Annotated in this window: 16 protein-coding genes; 9 read left to right on the top strand and 7 right to left on the bottom strand. The window is 36.5% G+C overall.

Annotated elements, in window-relative coordinates; genetic code table 11:
* The first annotated feature begins 1 nt into the window (after position 1).
* Both KIK00_RS16540 and fabF read left to right on the top strand, forming a co-directional pair.
* A complete protein-coding gene (locus KIK00_RS16540) occupies positions 2–427 on the top strand; it encodes a PaaI family thioesterase (protein ID WP_255813463.1) in 426 nt (141 codons plus the stop codon).
* Between the two features lie 2 nt (positions 428–429).
* Entirely contained in the window at positions 430–1671 is a 1242-nt protein-coding gene (gene fabF, locus KIK00_RS16535; RefSeq protein ID WP_255813462.1) for a beta-ketoacyl-ACP synthase II, read from the top strand.
* Between the two features lie 142 nt (positions 1672–1813).
* On the opposite strand, the gene KIK00_RS16530 is transcribed toward fabF, so the two are convergent.
* The 3 genes from KIK00_RS16530 to KIK00_RS16520 are packed head-to-tail and all read right to left on the bottom strand — an operon-like array spanning position 1814 to position 4074.
* Positions 1814–2293: a hypothetical protein gene (locus KIK00_RS16530; RefSeq protein ID WP_255813461.1), complete on the bottom strand. Its 480-nt coding sequence runs from the start codon at positions 2291–2293 to the stop codon at positions 1814–1816.
* Positions 2294–2314: 21 nt separating this feature from the next.
* Entirely contained in the window at positions 2315–2734 is a 420-nt protein-coding gene (locus KIK00_RS16525; RefSeq protein WP_255813460.1) for a Dabb family protein, read from the bottom strand.
* An 11-nt stretch (positions 2735–2745) separates the two neighbouring features.
* On the bottom strand, positions 2746–4074 hold the full coding sequence (locus tag KIK00_RS16520; protein WP_255813459.1) for a porin: 1329 nt from the start codon (positions 4072–4074) through the stop codon (positions 2746–2748).
* A 236-nt stretch (positions 4075–4310) separates the two neighbouring features.
* Here KIK00_RS16520 and KIK00_RS16515 point away from each other — a divergent pair, with 236 nt between their 5' ends.
* Positions 4311–4997, top strand: coding sequence for a response regulator transcription factor (locus KIK00_RS16515; protein ID WP_255813458.1), 687 nt, complete (start codon positions 4311–4313; stop codon positions 4995–4997).
* A complete protein-coding gene (locus KIK00_RS16510; protein ID WP_255813457.1) occupies positions 4994–6367 on the top strand; it encodes a HAMP domain-containing sensor histidine kinase in 1374 nt (457 codons plus the stop codon). The genes KIK00_RS16515 and KIK00_RS16510 overlap by 4 nt, the downstream gene beginning before the upstream one ends.
* A 29-nt stretch (positions 6368–6396) precedes the next feature.
* Here the strand turns inward: KIK00_RS16510 and KIK00_RS16505 are convergent, their stop codons facing one another.
* Both KIK00_RS16505 and msrB read right to left on the bottom strand, forming a co-directional pair.
* Positions 6397–7152 (bottom strand): murein L,D-transpeptidase catalytic domain family protein, encoded by a 756-nt coding sequence (locus KIK00_RS16505; RefSeq protein WP_255813456.1) that lies wholly within the window; start codon positions 7150–7152, stop codon positions 6397–6399.
* Between the two features lie 127 nt (positions 7153–7279).
* Positions 7280–7807 (bottom strand): peptide-methionine (R)-S-oxide reductase MsrB, encoded by a 528-nt coding sequence (gene msrB, locus KIK00_RS16500; protein ID WP_255813455.1) that lies wholly within the window; start codon positions 7805–7807, stop codon positions 7280–7282.
* Positions 7808–7902: 95 nt separating this feature from the next.
* Here msrB and KIK00_RS16495 point away from each other — a divergent pair, with 95 nt between their 5' ends.
* Both KIK00_RS16495 and KIK00_RS16490 read left to right on the top strand, forming a co-directional pair.
* A complete protein-coding gene (locus KIK00_RS16495) occupies positions 7903–9147 on the top strand; it encodes a DUF445 domain-containing protein (RefSeq protein ID WP_255813454.1) in 1245 nt (414 codons plus the stop codon).
* A 21-nt stretch (positions 9148–9168) separates the two neighbouring features.
* Positions 9169–10059, top strand: a complete 891-nt coding sequence (locus KIK00_RS16490) for a hypothetical protein (RefSeq protein WP_255813453.1) — start codon at positions 9169–9171, stop codon at positions 10057–10059.
* Positions 10060–10092: 33 nt separating this feature from the next.
* On the opposite strand, the gene KIK00_RS16485 is transcribed toward KIK00_RS16490, so the two are convergent.
* A complete protein-coding gene (locus tag KIK00_RS16485) occupies positions 10093–11130 on the bottom strand; it encodes a quinone-dependent dihydroorotate dehydrogenase (protein ID WP_255813452.1) in 1038 nt (345 codons plus the stop codon).
* A gap of 123 nt (positions 11131–11253) precedes the next feature.
* Positions 11254–11949, bottom strand: coding sequence for a pseudouridine synthase (locus KIK00_RS16480; RefSeq protein WP_255813451.1), 696 nt, complete (start codon positions 11947–11949; stop codon positions 11254–11256).
* 197 nt (positions 11950–12146) lie between these two features.
* Here KIK00_RS16480 and KIK00_RS16475 point away from each other — a divergent pair, with 197 nt between their 5' ends.
* The 3 genes from KIK00_RS16475 to KIK00_RS16465 all read left to right on the top strand — a co-directional run bounded on the left by KIK00_RS16475 (position 12147) and on the right by KIK00_RS16465 (position 15545).
* On the top strand, positions 12147–12347 hold the full coding sequence (locus tag KIK00_RS16475) for a hypothetical protein (RefSeq protein WP_255813450.1): 201 nt from the start codon (positions 12147–12149) through the stop codon (positions 12345–12347).
* Positions 12348–12391: 44 nt separating this feature from the next.
* Positions 12392–13933, top strand: a complete 1542-nt coding sequence (locus tag KIK00_RS16470) for a glycine--tRNA ligase (protein ID WP_255813449.1) — start codon at positions 12392–12394, stop codon at positions 13931–13933.
* 82 nt (positions 13934–14015) lie between these two features.
* Positions 14016–15545, top strand: coding sequence for a hypothetical protein (locus KIK00_RS16465; RefSeq protein ID WP_255813448.1), 1530 nt, complete (start codon positions 14016–14018; stop codon positions 15543–15545).
* Positions 15546–15575: the final 30 nt, after the last annotated feature.

Raw genomic sequence — 15575 nt, 5'->3', positions numbered from 1 at the left:
TATGGATAGATTAGCACAATTAAAACAATTCATCGGCAAAGAATTTGACCAGTCACCATCTCCTTTTATGAAATGGCTGAATCCTATCGTTCTTTCTGTAGAAGAAGGACAACTGGAATTTCAATATACCATAAGACCCGAATGGCTTAACCCGATCGGAAATCTTCATGGCGGAGTTACTGCAGCTATTATAGATGATGTCATTGGTGCCACTATGTTTTCTTTAAATGAAAATTCTTTCATTACTACTATAAATAATGTCATTGATTATTTTTCAACTGCAAAAGAAAATGATAATATTGTAGCTGAAACTAAAATCATTAAAAGGGGGAAGCAGTTTGTAAATGCTCAGTGCGAAATATGGAACGCTGATAAAACCCGTTTAATAGCGAGGGGAACCTCGAATTTATTCAAAATCAATAACTAAGTATGAAAAGAGTTGTCATTACAGGTCTTGGCGCAGTGACGCCTTTGGGAAATAATGTCGAAGAATTTTGGCAAAACAGTATCAATGGAGTGAGTGGAGCAAACAAAATCACCCATTTTGACACAGAAAAGTTTAAAGTACATTTTGCTTGTGAGGTTAAAAACTTTGATCCAAAAGCTCATTTAACACACAACGAAATCAAAAGAAGTGATTTATTTTCACAATATGCAATGTACTCCACTGCGGAGGCACTCAAAGATTCCGGGCTTGAACTGGAAAACATGGACCCATTTGATGTGGGTGTCATCTGGGGAACAGGGCAAGGAGGAATGTGGACTTTCGAAAGTGAGGTTATGAATTTTGCAGCCGGTGACGGAACGCCAAGATTCAATCCTTTCTTTGTACCGAAATTTATTGCCAATATGGCTTCGGGAATGATTTCTATGAAATATGGTCTTCAGGGAATTAATTATACCACTGTTTCAGCATGTGCAACAGGAAATACGGCATTGATGGATGCCTTCAACTATATCCGTCTGGGAAAAGCGAAAGTAATTGTGAGCGGAGGTTCTGAGGCGGCAATTTCTCCGGCTTCTATCGGAGGGTTTTCTATAATGAAAGCCATGTCTACAAGAAATGATGATTTTGCAACTGCCAGCCGTCCTTACGATGCGGAAAGAGATGGTTTTGTGATGGGTGAAGGTTCCGGAACTTTAATTCTGGAAGAATATGAGCACGCCAAAGCAAGAGGAGCAAAAATCTATGCAGAATTGGTAGGTGCAGCAATGACAGCGGATGCCTATCATATGACGGCACCTCATCCTGATGGAGTTGGGGCAATCAAAGCAATGCAGCTGGCTCTTAACGAAGCAGAGATCAATGTAGATGATATTGATTATATTAATCCTCATGCAACCTCTACTCCTCTTGGAGATCTCGTTGAGCTGAATGGGATTAATAAATTATTTAAAGGAAGTAAAAATCTTGACATCAGTGCTACGAAATCCATGACAGGCCACCTGTTGGGAGCTGCCGGAGCTGTGGAAGCCATTCTTTCTATTAAAGCCATTCAAAACGGAATTATTCCGCCAACGATTAATCTTCATTCTATTGATGAGAATATTCCGCAGGATATCAATATTGTATTTGGAGAAGCGAAAGAAAAAGATATTACCTATGCTTTAAGTAATGCTTTTGGATTTGGAGGGCATAATGCTACTTTAATTTTCAAGAAATTCAGCTAATTAGAATAAAAAAATAATTGAAAATCCCTGCATAGTAAATTATGCGGGGATTTTATTTTAAGTGTTAAAAAGCAGCCAAAACTGGCCGCTTCAAAACATAACAGGTTTATATATACTCTTTGAAAAGAGCTTATATCTGATATTATTGAGCATCCGGAATAAAAAAGTCATCCGCATTTTCAGCAATCGGAATATAGAGTCTCTCCCACTCTTTGCTTTTCACCATATCCCAGCTATGTCCGGTACCCTTAAGATCTTCCGCAAGAAGAACAACTCCCGGTTTAATCATAAAAGTAGAGCCATCCGTTACTTTAAACTTAATATTCCCTTTGATGGTGATTACATATTGTCTTCTGGGTGCAGGATGAGCATTTTTTTCCCATTCTTCGGTTTTATTACTCATCCAGAAGGTGGTTGTATTCATGTGCTTAAGAGTTGGAATTTTTCCTTTCTCAAAAGTACATGATCCGTCAGGATTATTAATTAATCTTATAGCTGGAATAAACTCTGTGGAAATTTCCGGAGTCACACTCACATTTTTATGGTTCTTATGTTGTGCATTCATAAATCCTACGGTGCTTAGTGCTAAAACAAGGCTGAAGCCTTTAATGAAGTTTTTCATTATAAATTTAATTTTTTATTTTTAATTATAAACAGTATCGTAAACCAGCATTCTGTCAAAAAATGGTTTATATTTTTGGACTAGTGCCAAATGTTCAGGAAGCTTTCCATAAGCTTCCAGCTCTTCCAGGCTCTCAAATTCCATAGAGGCATTATAAGTAAATGTGCTGTCTAAAACACTTCTCGGACTGGACGCTGCCGGTTTTCCGTAACGGAGATTTTTCTGGTAAGGAAGCTTTTTAAGACCTTCAAAAAAATTCTCGAATTCTTTTACTTCTGACGCAGAGATATCTTTTCTCAGCCAGAACAATAAATAATGGAAGTACACTTTTTTATTTTTTAAGGGGTTAAACATGGGTAAAGCAGAGGCAAACATATTTCCCGAAACCATAAGCAAGGCTGAAGCCTGAACAGATCGGAATAAAAATTTTCTTCTTTCCATAGTATCTTATTTTAATTAAAATCAATTCTGTACTTAAGGACAAACTGCCATTTTCTGTCGGAGACTACAGCATTATTGGAAGGATCATTGGCATAAACAGGTCTGTTCTGTGCATCAAAGGTTAGCCTGGAAGACATCTCATTCATCAGTAGGGAGATTCCAGCGTCATAAATCACAGCATTATCATGAAGCCCTTTCAGATCGGAAAGTTGTATTCCGACAGCTGGCTGTAACTGAAGGTTTTTCTTTTCTTTATTTAAATAAGGAAGAGTTCCTCCCAATTGTACATAATAGGTATTTCCAGTTCCGATGACAGGCATTGCATTTCCTGCACCATTAAGACTGGCCTGGGCAACATCCACAGAAGTTGCGGGGTTGTTAGTTCCTACATATCGGATATAATTGGGTCCATAGTCATTATGCATTGCCATCCCATAGGCGCTTACTGATGTTCCTTTTTCTTTGTTCAGCGGTGCGTCATAAAACAAATCTACCGCAAAGCTTTTCATATCATCATTCACTGTATTTTTACCAGCATCCAGATGCCATAATGCATTGTGGATATAATCAAAACCTGCTCCCAGACTCAGCACATTCTTTTTTCCCACATAAGTCCCGGAATTAAAAGGTGTAGAAATATTTTCTTTATCTAAAAAAGCATATCTGAAATATCCGGAGAAGTCTTTTCCGGGGGAGTTTTTACTAAAAGAAGCGACATCCAGCTTCGGATCAGAAGTTGCCATAGTATAAGGATCTGCCACTACCAGACGGTAATCAAATCTTCCGAGCTGTCCTTTAATATAAGCACTCAACTCCCTTACCGTATAATCTGTTGCTCCCGCATTCGATGTTGCATAAGCGGGCAAGTCATATAACAGTGTATTCAAAGGTCCTGTAGTAAACCTTGAAAGGCCGCGCCATGTAGAACGTCCCGCACCAAAAGCAATTTTATCATTAAAAGCATATTCTGCATAAGCATCCAAAAGATCAAAATAATTGCTTCCTTTAGCATTCACGTTTACATTAGTGGTTCCTCCCTGTAATACAAACATTAATTTTTCAGTAGGTTTATAGGTCATTTTCACACGAACTCTTCGAAGGGAAAGATCAGACAGATCTGATTTTGCCTCATTATTCACAAGACTTCCCGGGTTGAGCTGTGTATACCTGGCCCATAGTTCTGCATATCCACTAAGGGAAATATATTTTGAATGTTCATCATTAAAATAATGGGTCAATCCGGGATTATTAAAATCATTTTTTTTCTGGGCTTCCAATTTTCCCATGATTCCCAGCAGGGAAAATAAAGCAACTCCGGTTTTGAAAGAGGTAGTCTTCATATTTTTTCTATTCTTATCTTTTTTGTTGATTTCAACGGGACAAAATTAGATCTGGAATGTCCGGACAGGTATTAGAAATCTATTAGAAACCTTATAGAAAACTATTAAAAAGGTTAATCTTTTCTGATAAAAGGAAAATATGAAATACCTTTGTACAGGGCTTTGAGAACAAAGAAAATCAAGCTTTTAAAATTAAAACCGTCTGTAAAACCAAGCTATATTCCATCGTATTCTTTATGAAAATTTTAATTGTAGAAGATAATTCGCGTGTTTCAAGTCTTTTGAAGAGAGGGCTGGAAAGCCAGGATTATCAGGTTTATATTTCCGAAGATGCGGAAGATGCCATTGTTCTGTTGAATAAAATTACATTCGACCTGGCCATTACAGATATTATGCTTCCAAAAATGAGCGGTATAGATCTATGCAAAATGATCAAACAGAAATACCCTGATCTTCCGATCATTATGCTGACTGCTTTGGGAACGATTGATGAGAAAATTGAAGGATTTGACGCCGGAGCGGATGATTATATGGTAAAACCTTTTGAAATCAGAGAACTGTATGTCAGAATAAAAGCTATTTTACAGCGAAGATCAATCAAAAATAAGGAAGCGTATCTGACAGATTTAGAATATCATGAGCTGAAGGTTGATAAGAAAATCAACAGGGTATTCAGAAACGGAAAAGAAATTGAACTCACTCCCAAAGAATTTAAGCTTTTAGTTTTTCTAGTAAGTAATGCAGAAAGAATTCTTACCCGTGAGGAGATTGCAGAAAATGTCTGGGGAAACCATTTCGACACCGGAACCAATTATATTGATGTCTATATTGCCTACCTGCGGAAAAAAATTGATAAAGATTTTGATCAGAAATTGATCCATACCAAACCGGGCGTAGGGTTTATTTTCGCCTCACAATTATGAAAATAGCCACCAGAACCGCACTCATTTATTCCATTCTTACCGCAGGCATTTTATTTTTGTTTGCTTATGTACTCTATTTTGTCTCCGAAAAAAACAGGGAAGATGAGTTCAACGACCGGCTGGGATATAAAGTCATCTGGCGATCTGAATTTATTTTTGATGCCCGGATCAGTGATGAAAAAATCCGTGAACTTCATCAACGTAATCAGAAACTATTAAATGAGGCAGACATTAGTGTTTATAACAACAATAAAGAACTGACATTTACTGACATTCCTCCTTCAAAAAGCAATGAAAAATATCTGGATAAAATTATCCGGTCCAATAAAAACAGAATATTCTGGCAGCAGGGCGACCGTCAGTATATTGCCATTCAGTTTCAATCAAACGGAGAAAAATATTATATCATTGGAAGTGCAGTAGATGTCACGGGAAAAGCTCATATTTCTGAGTTTAAAAAAGATATTATCATCATTTATATCAGCTGTATTGTCATTATTTTTATTATCGGATTTCTTTTTTCATATTATACCTTAAAGCCATTAAAAGATATTATCCTTCAGATCCGTGATATTTCAGAGCATAATCTGAATAAAAGGCTGGATATTCCTAAAGCAAAAGATGAGATTTATGAACTGACGGAAACTTTTAATTCTACTTTCAACAGGTTGGAGAAATCCTTCAATAACCATAAGCAATTCGTTACCACTATTTCCCATGAGTTTCGTACTCCTCTTTCTACATTAATTGCAGAGCTGGAACTTGCCAAAGAGCTTAATGTGACATTGGATGACTATAAGCTTTCTATTGACAATGCTTTACAGGATGCCAATGATGCTTCGGAGCTGTCTTCAGCTTTGTTGGATTTTGCCAGGGCCAGCTATGATGTATCCCAGATCAGCCTTTCCAATCTCCGGCTGGATGAGATTTTGGCAGAAGCCAAGCTTGCATTAATTCAGAAAAATGTCAATTACAAAATCGGGATTAATTATATGGGTAATGCGTCTGATGATGATGAAAACAATTATGATTTTTATGGCAATCCATACCTGCTGCAGGTTGCTTTTTCAAACCTTATGGAAAATGCCTGTAAATATTCCGAAGATAAAGGCTGTCATATAGAAATTGAAACCAATTCTCAGCATATAAAAATCCGGTTCATTGACCATGGTATCGGGATTTCGGGGCAAGATCTTTCAAAAATATTCGAGCTTTTCTATCGGGGTTCCAATAAAAATTTTGAAAAGGGGAATGGGATTGGTCTTTCTATTGTAAAAAGAATTGTAGAAATTCATGAAGGCTGGTTGTATGTGCATTCTGAAGTTTCCAAAGGGAGTACATTTACCGTAGAGTTTCCTTCCCAAAAATAAGAAAGCAGTCCGATGGACTGCTTTTTATTCTACGCTTTCAACCATTCTGAGGAAGAAAGATAATTCTGATCGGGGTAATAGATGAACAGACAGTTTTTTCCTTTAATCGTATTGATTATAGATTGTGTCAGTTCTCTTGGAACCGCAGGGCATCCCCAGCTTCTTCCGATCCTTTTGTGCATGGCAGCAAATGCATCACTTACATAATCCGCACCGTGTAATACAATAGCTCTTCTGTAAGCCGCATCATTAAACCCTTTATCCATTCCCAATAACTTAAGAGAATATCCGTTGTCACCCTGGTATGTAGCATCCGTGATATAAAATCCCAGACTGCTCTGCAGCGAACTTTCCCTGTTAGAAAAATTCGTCGCAAATTCTTCGCCGGTATTTTTTCCGTGTGCCACTAATGAGTTAAACAGAACTTTTTTGTCTTCCAGATCAATGATCCAAAGTCTTTTTGTATTAGAAGACATAGAAAAATCGCAGATGGTCAATAAATGCGAATCCTGGGTAAGCAATCCTGCTTTTTTTAAATTTTCATAGCCAGTCAATGCTTTTGAGAACACTTCATAATTAAGTTCATGTTCCGGATCAAATGCAATAGATTGGTACAATGCTTCTGATGAAGACACGGCTGTTGTGCTCTTCTCAGATTTCGTTTCAGCTACTTTTTCAGTTTTCGTTGTTTTTACATTCTCACTTTTCGCCGCTACTCTTGGGGAAATGTAGAATGAAGTCGTCACCATGTAAACAAGGCCTAATACGCTATAAAATCCTTTCATTCAATACTATATAAATCCAAATTAGTGGGGCAAAATTATAAAAACATAATTACCAAGGGGTTATAACTCTAAAAAGTTTAACGCTATTTAAGAAACTTTAACGTCCTGATTCTGTGAATTAAAGCACTTATTTATGAGAATCCGGAACAAATTCCAAGCTCACAGAATTCATACAATATCTCAGCCCTGTAGGTTTCGGGCCATCATCGAAAACGTGTCCCAGATGGGAATCACATCTTTTGCAGAGCACCTCTACTCGGTCCATTCCATAAGACTGATCTCTTACATAATAGACTCCTTCTTTATCAGCTTCAAAGAAACTAGGCCAGCCGCAGCTGCTGGAAAATTTTGATGTAGAGCGGAACAGGTGATTTCCACACACCGCACAATAATATTCTCCTATCTCATCAAATTCGTTATATTTTCCCGTAAAAGCTCTTTCTGTTGCAGCTTCTCTGGCAATTGCGTACAAGTCCGGAGCCAGTATTTTCTTCCATTCATCATTGGAAATATTAAGTTTTGCAGTATCTGTTCTGGAATAGTATGGATTGTTTTTTGCTTCTGTATTTTCCATAGAGGAGGTTTTAATAGGTTTGTATTTCTGCGTACAAGCCTGCAGAAAAAATAATATGATGATTGAAACTAAAAATTTCATCGTAAATTTCGTTCTTTAACCATAAAAATTTGGAGGTTTAAAAGCTTTTATTAAGATTAAACGGTTTCATAACCAAATTTAGTAAATTTGAGAATATGAATGACGAAGCAAAAAGAAAACAACTGAGAAAATATAAAGCATTTGCCACAGGACTATTCGTTCTGATGGCCGTTATTTTCATTGTTACCACTATTTTACAGAAGTCTAATAACTCTCATTGGATTGGTTATGTGCGAGCCTTTACCGAAGCTGCAATGGTGGGTGCGCTTGCAGACTGGTTTGCTGTAACGGCACTATTCCGTCATCCGCTCGGCCTTCCTATCCCTCATACCAATCTGATTGAAAACAGTAAACAGAGACTGGGAGACAACCTTGGAAGCTTTGTAGTGGGTAACTTTCTTTCTCCTCAGAATATACGCCCTTACATCCAAAAGCTTAAAGTTTCCAATTTTGTTGGAGAATGGCTGGCAAAGGAAAAAAGTCAGGAAATTTTGATTAAAAACCTTTCAGATATTGTTCTTGATATTCTCAATAAGCTTGATGATTCTACGGTAAGCCAGTTTATCAGCAAAAAGGTGTCTGAAATGACAGATGATATCAAACTTAATAAAGTAGTGGGAAACGGAATAGGTTATATTCTGGAAAAAAATGATCATCAGAGAATCATCACCAATCTTTCAAAACAAATCAAAGAATATATCATTGAAAATGATGAAATGATCCAGGAACGTGTAAAGAAAGGCAGTTATTCGTTCATTCCATCTTTTGTAGATCATAAAATTGCGGATAAAATTGCCGACGGACTTTCTGATTTTTTTAAAGAAATAGAAGAAAATCCTCAGCATGAGGTAAGAGGATTGATTACACAGAAAATTCATGAATTCTCCGTTGACCTGAAGGAAGATCCAAAATGGGATGAAGAATTTAAGACCATCAAAAACGGACTTCTGAAAAATGACAAACTGGATGAATATTCCAATGACATCTGGGTCTCCATCAAAAACACACTGATGAAAGAGCTTCAGGAAGAGCATTCTGCTTTAAAAAATTACCTTTCTAAAAACCTGAATGAGTTTGCACAAAATTTAAAGACAGATGAAAACCTTCAGAACAAAATAGATCATTGGGTTCGGGTGACGGCTTATAAATATATTCTGAAAAACACCCATCAATTCGGGAACCTCATCAGTACTACCGTTGGAAACTGGCAGGGGAAAGAGCTCAGTGAAAAACTGGAGCTGGAAGTAGGAAAAGACCTTCAGTTTATCCGGGTAAACGGAACACTGGTCGGAGGGCTGGTTGGTCTTATTATCTACACCATCGCCCATTTCTTCCTCTAAAAAAACTAACGACAGCCAACCATGAAAAAAATATTTTCTTTATTATTTTCTTTAAGTCTCACATTTTTCCTCGGTCAGAAAGTTGAATTAAAGAAAGTAACAGATTCTTCACAGACTTTCACCGGAGAGATTGGTGGAGTGCCCATTACCATGCAGCTCAACTACACGGGAATAGTAGATTGTGACCAGTATCAGCATTACGTTGACGGATGGTATTATTACGATAAATACAAAAAGAAAATTCCGCTCACCGGAATATATGATTATTATGGCGATCTGTCTTTATATAATTTCGGAGCTAAACAGAAACAAAATTCCAGTATCCTAAAAGAGCAGATCACTTCTCTCCAAAAAGTAGAAAAAACGAATGAAACAGTACAAAAGCTGGCTCCCCAGGAATCTATTATATTGGAAAAGATCAGCATGAAAAACAACCCGATTTCCGGCCTTTTTTATCAGGGTAAAAAAAATCTCCCTGTACAATTATTTACAGGTAACGCAATGATCTACCGTCTCAACAATTATCTTTTTCTGCCCAATAATAAAAAGATCAATACATTTGACTTCATTAATAAAGCCGGAGGAAATGAACTTATTTCCTACTCTTCAGGGGAAAACGGGAACAGGGTTCTCCTGTATTTTGAACAAACCTCTAATTTTAATGCCTGCGGGCAATGTGGAGCAAGTGATGGCGAAAAAGGTTACAGAGTTCTTTATTTTACAAAAGACTGGAATTATAAAAATTATGAAGAATTCCTTACCGAAAGCTGCTGGGAAAACATTTATGATACTACGAAAACAAAGTCAAAGGACAAGGAAACAATACAATATAAAGTAAGTAAATCTTACTCTTCTCCCGCCTATACCTTTACTGTGGATCTAAAAAATGCTTCAATTGTAAAGTCAAAATAAAAAAGAGAGTTGTGTAAACTCTCTTTATATTTTTTATCTTGGTAATCTGCTTGCTCTTTTCAGAATTTCCTGGTTGATTTCGTTGATCAGTTCCGGGCCTTCATAAATAAAGCCTGTGTACAGCTGAACCAGTGCAGCTCCTGCATCTAGCTTCTCCATAGCATCTTTTGCAGAATGAATTCCTCCTACTCCAATGATCGGGAATGCTCTGTTGCTTTTATCGGAAAGATACTTGATCATTTTTGTACTTCTTTCGCGGATTGGTTTTCCGCTTAATCCTCCGTTTCCGATCTGTTCCAAAACTTCCTGAGAGGTTTTCAGACCTTCTCTGTTCACTGAAGTATTGGAAACTACAATACCATCAATTTTTGTTTCTGCAATCAGTTCAATGATTTCGTCTAATTGATTGTTATTAAGATCAGGTGCAATTTTAAGGAGTATAGGTTTCTGTACAGATTTTGACTGATTGATCTTCTTCACTTCTGTAATCAGCTCTCTCAGATATTCTACATCTTCAAGTTTGGCGTGGCTTCCTACATTCGGGCAGCTCACATTCAGTACAAAGTAATCTACATGAGGATGAAGACCTTCAAAACAATCCAGATAATCCTGGGTATAATTTTCCGGGCTTGTATCTGTATTTTTTCCGATGTTTCCCCCGATGATTATTTTTCCTTTGTTAGATTTCAGTTTTTCAATAGCAGCATCAAGACCGTCGTTGTTGAATCCCATTCTGTTGATAATCCCGCCATCTTCTATCAAACGGAACAACCTTTTTCTAGGATTTCCAGCCTGAGCTCTTGGGGTTACCGTTCCGATTTCTACAAATCCAAAACCTAAATCTCCCAATTCGTTAAACAAAACTGCATTTTTATCGAAACCGGCAGCCAGTCCTACAGGATTTTTAAATTTCAATCCGAAAACTTCTCTTTCCAGACGTTTGTCTTCAATAGGTTTTGGGAAAAATAATTTAGTAAAAAATCCAAAATTCTTAAGCATTGAAAATGTAAAATGGTGAACATCTTCAGGATCAAATTTGAAAAGAATCGGACGAATGAGCGATTTGTACATTGAAAAAAAGTTTTACAAAAATACTTATTTTAAAATTAATCTCGGATTAACCTATGATATTTTATCAAAATGTCTTTTATATACATCGTCTATAAAAGGTAAAAGTCTGTGTAATTCTATAATTTAGGAATACGCATTCAAATCCAATTTCAGAATATCTCCTACTCTTTTAAATTCATCATCTATAGTAGCATTTACCGTAATTCTTTCGTTAGAAATAGGATGATTAAAAATCAATTGATGTGCATGAAGCGTCATTTTACTGACCTCAAATGTTTGAAGCCACAATTTATTTTGTTTATTACAACCGTGTTTTCTGCAACCTAAAATAGGATGCAGGATATGTTTAAAATGTTTTCTCAACTGATGAAATCTTCCCGTTTCAGGAATAGCTTCTACTAAACAATATCTCGAAGTCTGATGTTTTAGAAAAGGTAAATCTATTTCCGAAGTCTGCAAACGACGATAATATGTAACTGCATTTTGCTTGACTTCATTTTCATTAATCAGATCATAATCAATTGTTTCTTCTTCTTTTGTCCAACCACGAAGAATTGCCAGATATTTCTTCTCCACTTCGCGTGATGCAAACTGTTCGCTCATGATTCTAAGGGTATCTTTATTTAAAGTAAACAGCAGAACACCCGAAGTTTTTCGGTCTAACCGATGTACAGGAAACACTTTTTGTCCAATCTGTTTCTTCAGCTCCTGAATAGCATAAGTATCTGCTTCTCCCGCATAGAAAGATTTATGAACCAATAATCCGCTGGGTTTGTTGATGGCAATAATATGCTCGTCGCGATAAAGAATTTCTAACATGGTGCAAAAGTAGAAATTTTCGATTGATATAGCCATGATTGAACGGTGTGTTTGAACTTTTCTCTGATTTTGGCGGCGGCAGAGCCGCCGCCAAAATCAGAGAAAAGAGAGCATCAAAAGCTGGTTCCCAGCTCCTATCATTAAACTTTAAATAAAATGTTTATATTAGTATAAGATATCATCCTAATTTCAAGAAAATGACAGATTATTTTGGTTTTTTTGTAAAATTGATTGTAATCGCTGTTATTATAACGGTTGCTACAATTATTTTCGTACCATTAAAAAAATATAAAATAGCAAAAATATTACTGTTTATTCTTGCAGGAATATTATTTATCATTGGTGTAGGAGGATGTTTTTTGATGACAATATCCAATGTAGGTTCTTACAGATATTAATTCCCAATAAAAAACATTATTTTTGCACATCAGATGTAAAAATTATGGCAAAGCAAGAAGATGTTTTCAAGAAAGTGATTTCTCACGCTAAAGAATATGGTTTTATTTTCCCATCGAGTGAGATCTATGATGGTTTATCCGCTGTGTATGATTATGGACAGAACGGGGCCGAACTTAAAAATAATATCAAACAATACTGGTGGAAAGCTATGGTACAGCTTAACGAGAATATTGTGGGTATTGATTCGGCGATCCTTATGCACCCAACAACATGGAAGGCATCAGGCCACGTAGACGCTTTCAACGATCCATTGATTGATAATAAAGATTCTAAGAAACGCTTCAGAGCTGACGTTTTGGTAGAGGATTATTGTGCTAAAATTGAAGATAAAGAGAACAAAGAAATCGAAAAAGCAGCGAAAAGATTCGGTGAAGCTTTCGATAAAGATCAGTTTGTTGCCACAAATCCAAAAATTTTGGAATACAGAGCAAAAAGAGAAGCTATTCTTTCAAGATTGGCAAAATCTCTGGAAAACGAAGACCTTGCTGATGTAAAAGCTTTGATTGAAGAGCTTGAAATTGCAGATCCGGATACCGGTTCTAAAAACTGGACGGAGGTAAGACAGTTCAACCTGATGTTCGGAACAAAACTGGGAGCTTCTGCAGACAGTGCAATGGATCTTTACCTTAGACCGGAAACAGCTCAGGGGATCTTTGTTAATTTCTTAAATGTACAGAAAACTTCACGTCATAAGCTTCCTTTCGGTATTGCACAGATTGGTAAAGCATTCAGAAATGAGATTGTTGCAAGACAGTTTATCTTCAGAATGCGCGAATTTGAACAGATGGAAATGCAGTTCTTCGTTGCTCCGGGAACAGAACTTGAGTTTTATGAGCAGTGGAAACAAAAACGTCTGAACTGGCACTTAGCTTTAGGTCTGGGAAATGATAATTACAGATTCCATGATCATGAGAAATTGGCTCACTATGCGAATGCTGCTGCTGATATTGAGTTTAACTTCCCATTCGGATTTAAAGAACTGGAAGGTATTCACTCAAGAACAGATTTCGACTTAAAGGCACATGAAGAATTCTCAGGAAGAAAGCTTCAGTTCTTTGATCCTGAAAGAAACGAAAACTATGTTCCTTATGTAGTGGAAACTTCAGTAGGTTTAGACAGATTATTCCTATCCATATTCTCTCACTGCTTAAAAGATGAAGTATTGGAAGACGGTTCAGAAAGAACGGTTTTATCTTTACCTCCAGCTATTGCTCCAATTAAAGCAGCTATCCTTCCTTTGATGAAGAAAGATGGTTTAGCGGAGTATGCAGAAAAAATCTTTAACGATCTGAAATATGATTTCAATCTGTTCTATGAAGAAAAAGATGCCATCGGGAAACGTTACAGAAGACAGGATGCCATCGGTACTCCATACTGTATCACTATTGACCACGACTCTCTGACCGATCATACAGTAACCATCAGAGACAGAGATACGATGCAGCAGGAAAGAGTTCCGGTTTCAGAGTTGAGAAGAATCATTGATGAAAAAACGAACTTCAGAAATTTACTTTCTAAACTATAATAAAAAAGCCCTGAGACCAGGGCTTTTTTATTTTTATCAACATATGGGTTAATTTATTATTTTTATCCCTCAAATTTTAACCATGAAAAAAATAACACTCATAATGTTTGGACTGATCCAGACATTTGCATTTTCCCAAACCCAGGATCTGACAACACTCGCCGCTGGGGATCATGTGGGAATGAATGCTTTATTCGATGATAAAGACAACCTTTACGGTTATGTTTCTCTATATTCTTATGGAAAATCCGGTGATAAGACCAAAAAGTTTGAGTATGTAATACTAGACAAAAACCTCAACCCTGTTGCCAATAAAGAATTTGAAGGAGATATCACTGCCGCATCTTATTTAGGATATGTTGATTTTAAAGGGCAGATTATCTTAAAGCCATCCATGATGGATTATTCTCTGGTAAAAAGCAGAGAAGTATTTACACCTGTTTCTATGGTAATTGACCCTAAAACAAACTCTATTACCAGAAAAATATATTATGACTATCTGGAAAACGGCACTTTCAAAGAAATCAACGAACCTAAGAGCTGGAAAGAACAGCGTAAGGAAAATCGTGATGAAAAGAAAGATAAAGGATACAACTACGTTTCTGCTGTAGGTGAGCTGAAAGAAGGCGGTTACTTTGCTGTGGAGTATAAAGATTACGGAAAGTATGAAAATAACAACAGCCTTATGAAGTTTGATGAAAACAAAAAAGAGGTTTGGAGATATAAATACAATACCGACGGAAGCAAGAAAATCTATACCACCCTGTCTGTTCTGGAAAGAGATGAGAATTACATGTACTGCATCATGAAGAAAGTGAATGAAAAGCAGAAAACATTCAGTCTTCTGGTTCTTGATATGAAAACAGGAAAAGAAACTTCCAACAAGCCGGTGACCGGATTATCTGATGATACAATAGATAATATTGAATCCTTCTACTCCAATTACAGAAAGATTGATAATGATAAAGATTTTGATGATAAAGTGGTTCTGCTGGGAAGAAACTATGATGATTCTGAATCAGTAGGATTTGCAAGAATGATGGTGGACAAAAAAAGTTTTACTGCAGATACCAAAACAATCAATTATGAACCGAATATCTCAGCTTTCCTTCCAAAAGTGAATAAAAATGGCATGGTGGAAAACGGATATATGCTTCAGACCAAAGATATGTACTTTATGAATGACGGAAGCGTAGGAATATTATCTGAAAAATATAAACCTGCAGGACAATACAACGCTCCCAAAACAACAGACCTTGTTTACATCTACACAGATAAAGATTTCAAAGTGAAAAATGTACAGGTTTTTGAAAAAGAAAAATCAAAATGGGTAAACAGCGATTATCTCTTTTCACAATACCTCAACGGTGGAAAAGACGTAGTATTTTTCTACCGCGACTATCAGAAAGATGAAGTAACAAAGCAAAAAAGATGGAATTTGTTCATCAATACCATTATTGAAGGAAAATTCAAACAGGAGATCATTCCTATTTCTGAAAAAGACAATTATACAGTAACACCATATGTAGGAAAAGAAGGCTATATCCTTCTTCGAGAATATAATGAGAAAGAAAAATTCAATAAGATCCGTTTGGAGAAATTAAATTACTAGTAAAAAAGAAGAATCCTGATGCAGATCAGG

Source organism: Chryseobacterium sp. MA9, assembly GCF_024399315.1.
Classification (GTDB): Bacteria; Bacteroidota; Bacteroidia; order Flavobacteriales; family Weeksellaceae; genus Chryseobacterium.
Note: the sequence above shows the minus strand (reverse complement) of the source record. Positions and strands in the feature narration are given on the sequence as shown.

Excerpts from the sequence above, each read along its gene's own strand:
- fabF (WP_255813462.1), top strand. The coding sequence starts at position 430 with ATGAAAAGAGTTGTCATTACAGGTCTTGGCGCAGTGACGCCTTTGGGA.
- KIK00_RS16485 (WP_255813452.1), bottom strand. The coding sequence starts at position 11,130 with ATGTACAAATCGCTCATTCGTCCGATTCTTTTCAAATTTGATCCTGAA.
- KIK00_RS16475 (WP_255813450.1), top strand. The coding sequence starts at position 12,147 with ATGACAGATTATTTTGGTTTTTTTGTAAAATTGATTGTAATCGCTGTT.
- KIK00_RS16530 (WP_255813461.1), bottom strand. The coding sequence starts at position 2,293 with ATGAAAAACTTCATTAAAGGCTTCAGCCTTGTTTTAGCACTAAGCACC.
- KIK00_RS16465 (WP_255813448.1), top strand. The coding sequence starts at position 14,016 with ATGAAAAAAATAACACTCATAATGTTTGGACTGATCCAGACATTTGCA.
- KIK00_RS16495 (WP_255813454.1), top strand. The coding sequence starts at position 7,903 with ATGAATGACGAAGCAAAAAGAAAACAACTGAGAAAATATAAAGCATTT.
- KIK00_RS16515 (WP_255813458.1), top strand. The coding sequence starts at position 4,311 with ATGAAAATTTTAATTGTAGAAGATAATTCGCGTGTTTCAAGTCTTTTG.
- KIK00_RS16510 (WP_255813457.1), top strand. The coding sequence starts at position 4,994 with ATGAAAATAGCCACCAGAACCGCACTCATTTATTCCATTCTTACCGCA.
- msrB (WP_255813455.1), bottom strand. The coding sequence starts at position 7,807 with ATGAAATTTTTAGTTTCAATCATCATATTATTTTTTCTGCAGGCTTGT.
- KIK00_RS16480 (WP_255813451.1), bottom strand. The coding sequence starts at position 11,949 with ATGTTAGAAATTCTTTATCGCGACGAGCATATTATTGCCATCAACAAA.
- KIK00_RS16540 (WP_255813463.1), top strand. The coding sequence starts at position 2 with ATGGATAGATTAGCACAATTAAAACAATTCATCGGCAAAGAATTTGAC.
- KIK00_RS16490 (WP_255813453.1), top strand. The coding sequence starts at position 9,169 with ATGAAAAAAATATTTTCTTTATTATTTTCTTTAAGTCTCACATTTTTC.
- KIK00_RS16505 (WP_255813456.1), bottom strand. The coding sequence starts at position 7,152 with ATGAAAGGATTTTATAGCGTATTAGGCCTTGTTTACATGGTGACGACT.
- KIK00_RS16520 (WP_255813459.1), bottom strand. The coding sequence starts at position 4,074 with ATGAAGACTACCTCTTTCAAAACCGGAGTTGCTTTATTTTCCCTGCTG.
- KIK00_RS16525 (WP_255813460.1), bottom strand. The coding sequence starts at position 2,734 with ATGGAAAGAAGAAAATTTTTATTCCGATCTGTTCAGGCTTCAGCCTTG.
- KIK00_RS16470 (WP_255813449.1), top strand. The coding sequence starts at position 12,392 with ATGGCAAAGCAAGAAGATGTTTTCAAGAAAGTGATTTCTCACGCTAAA.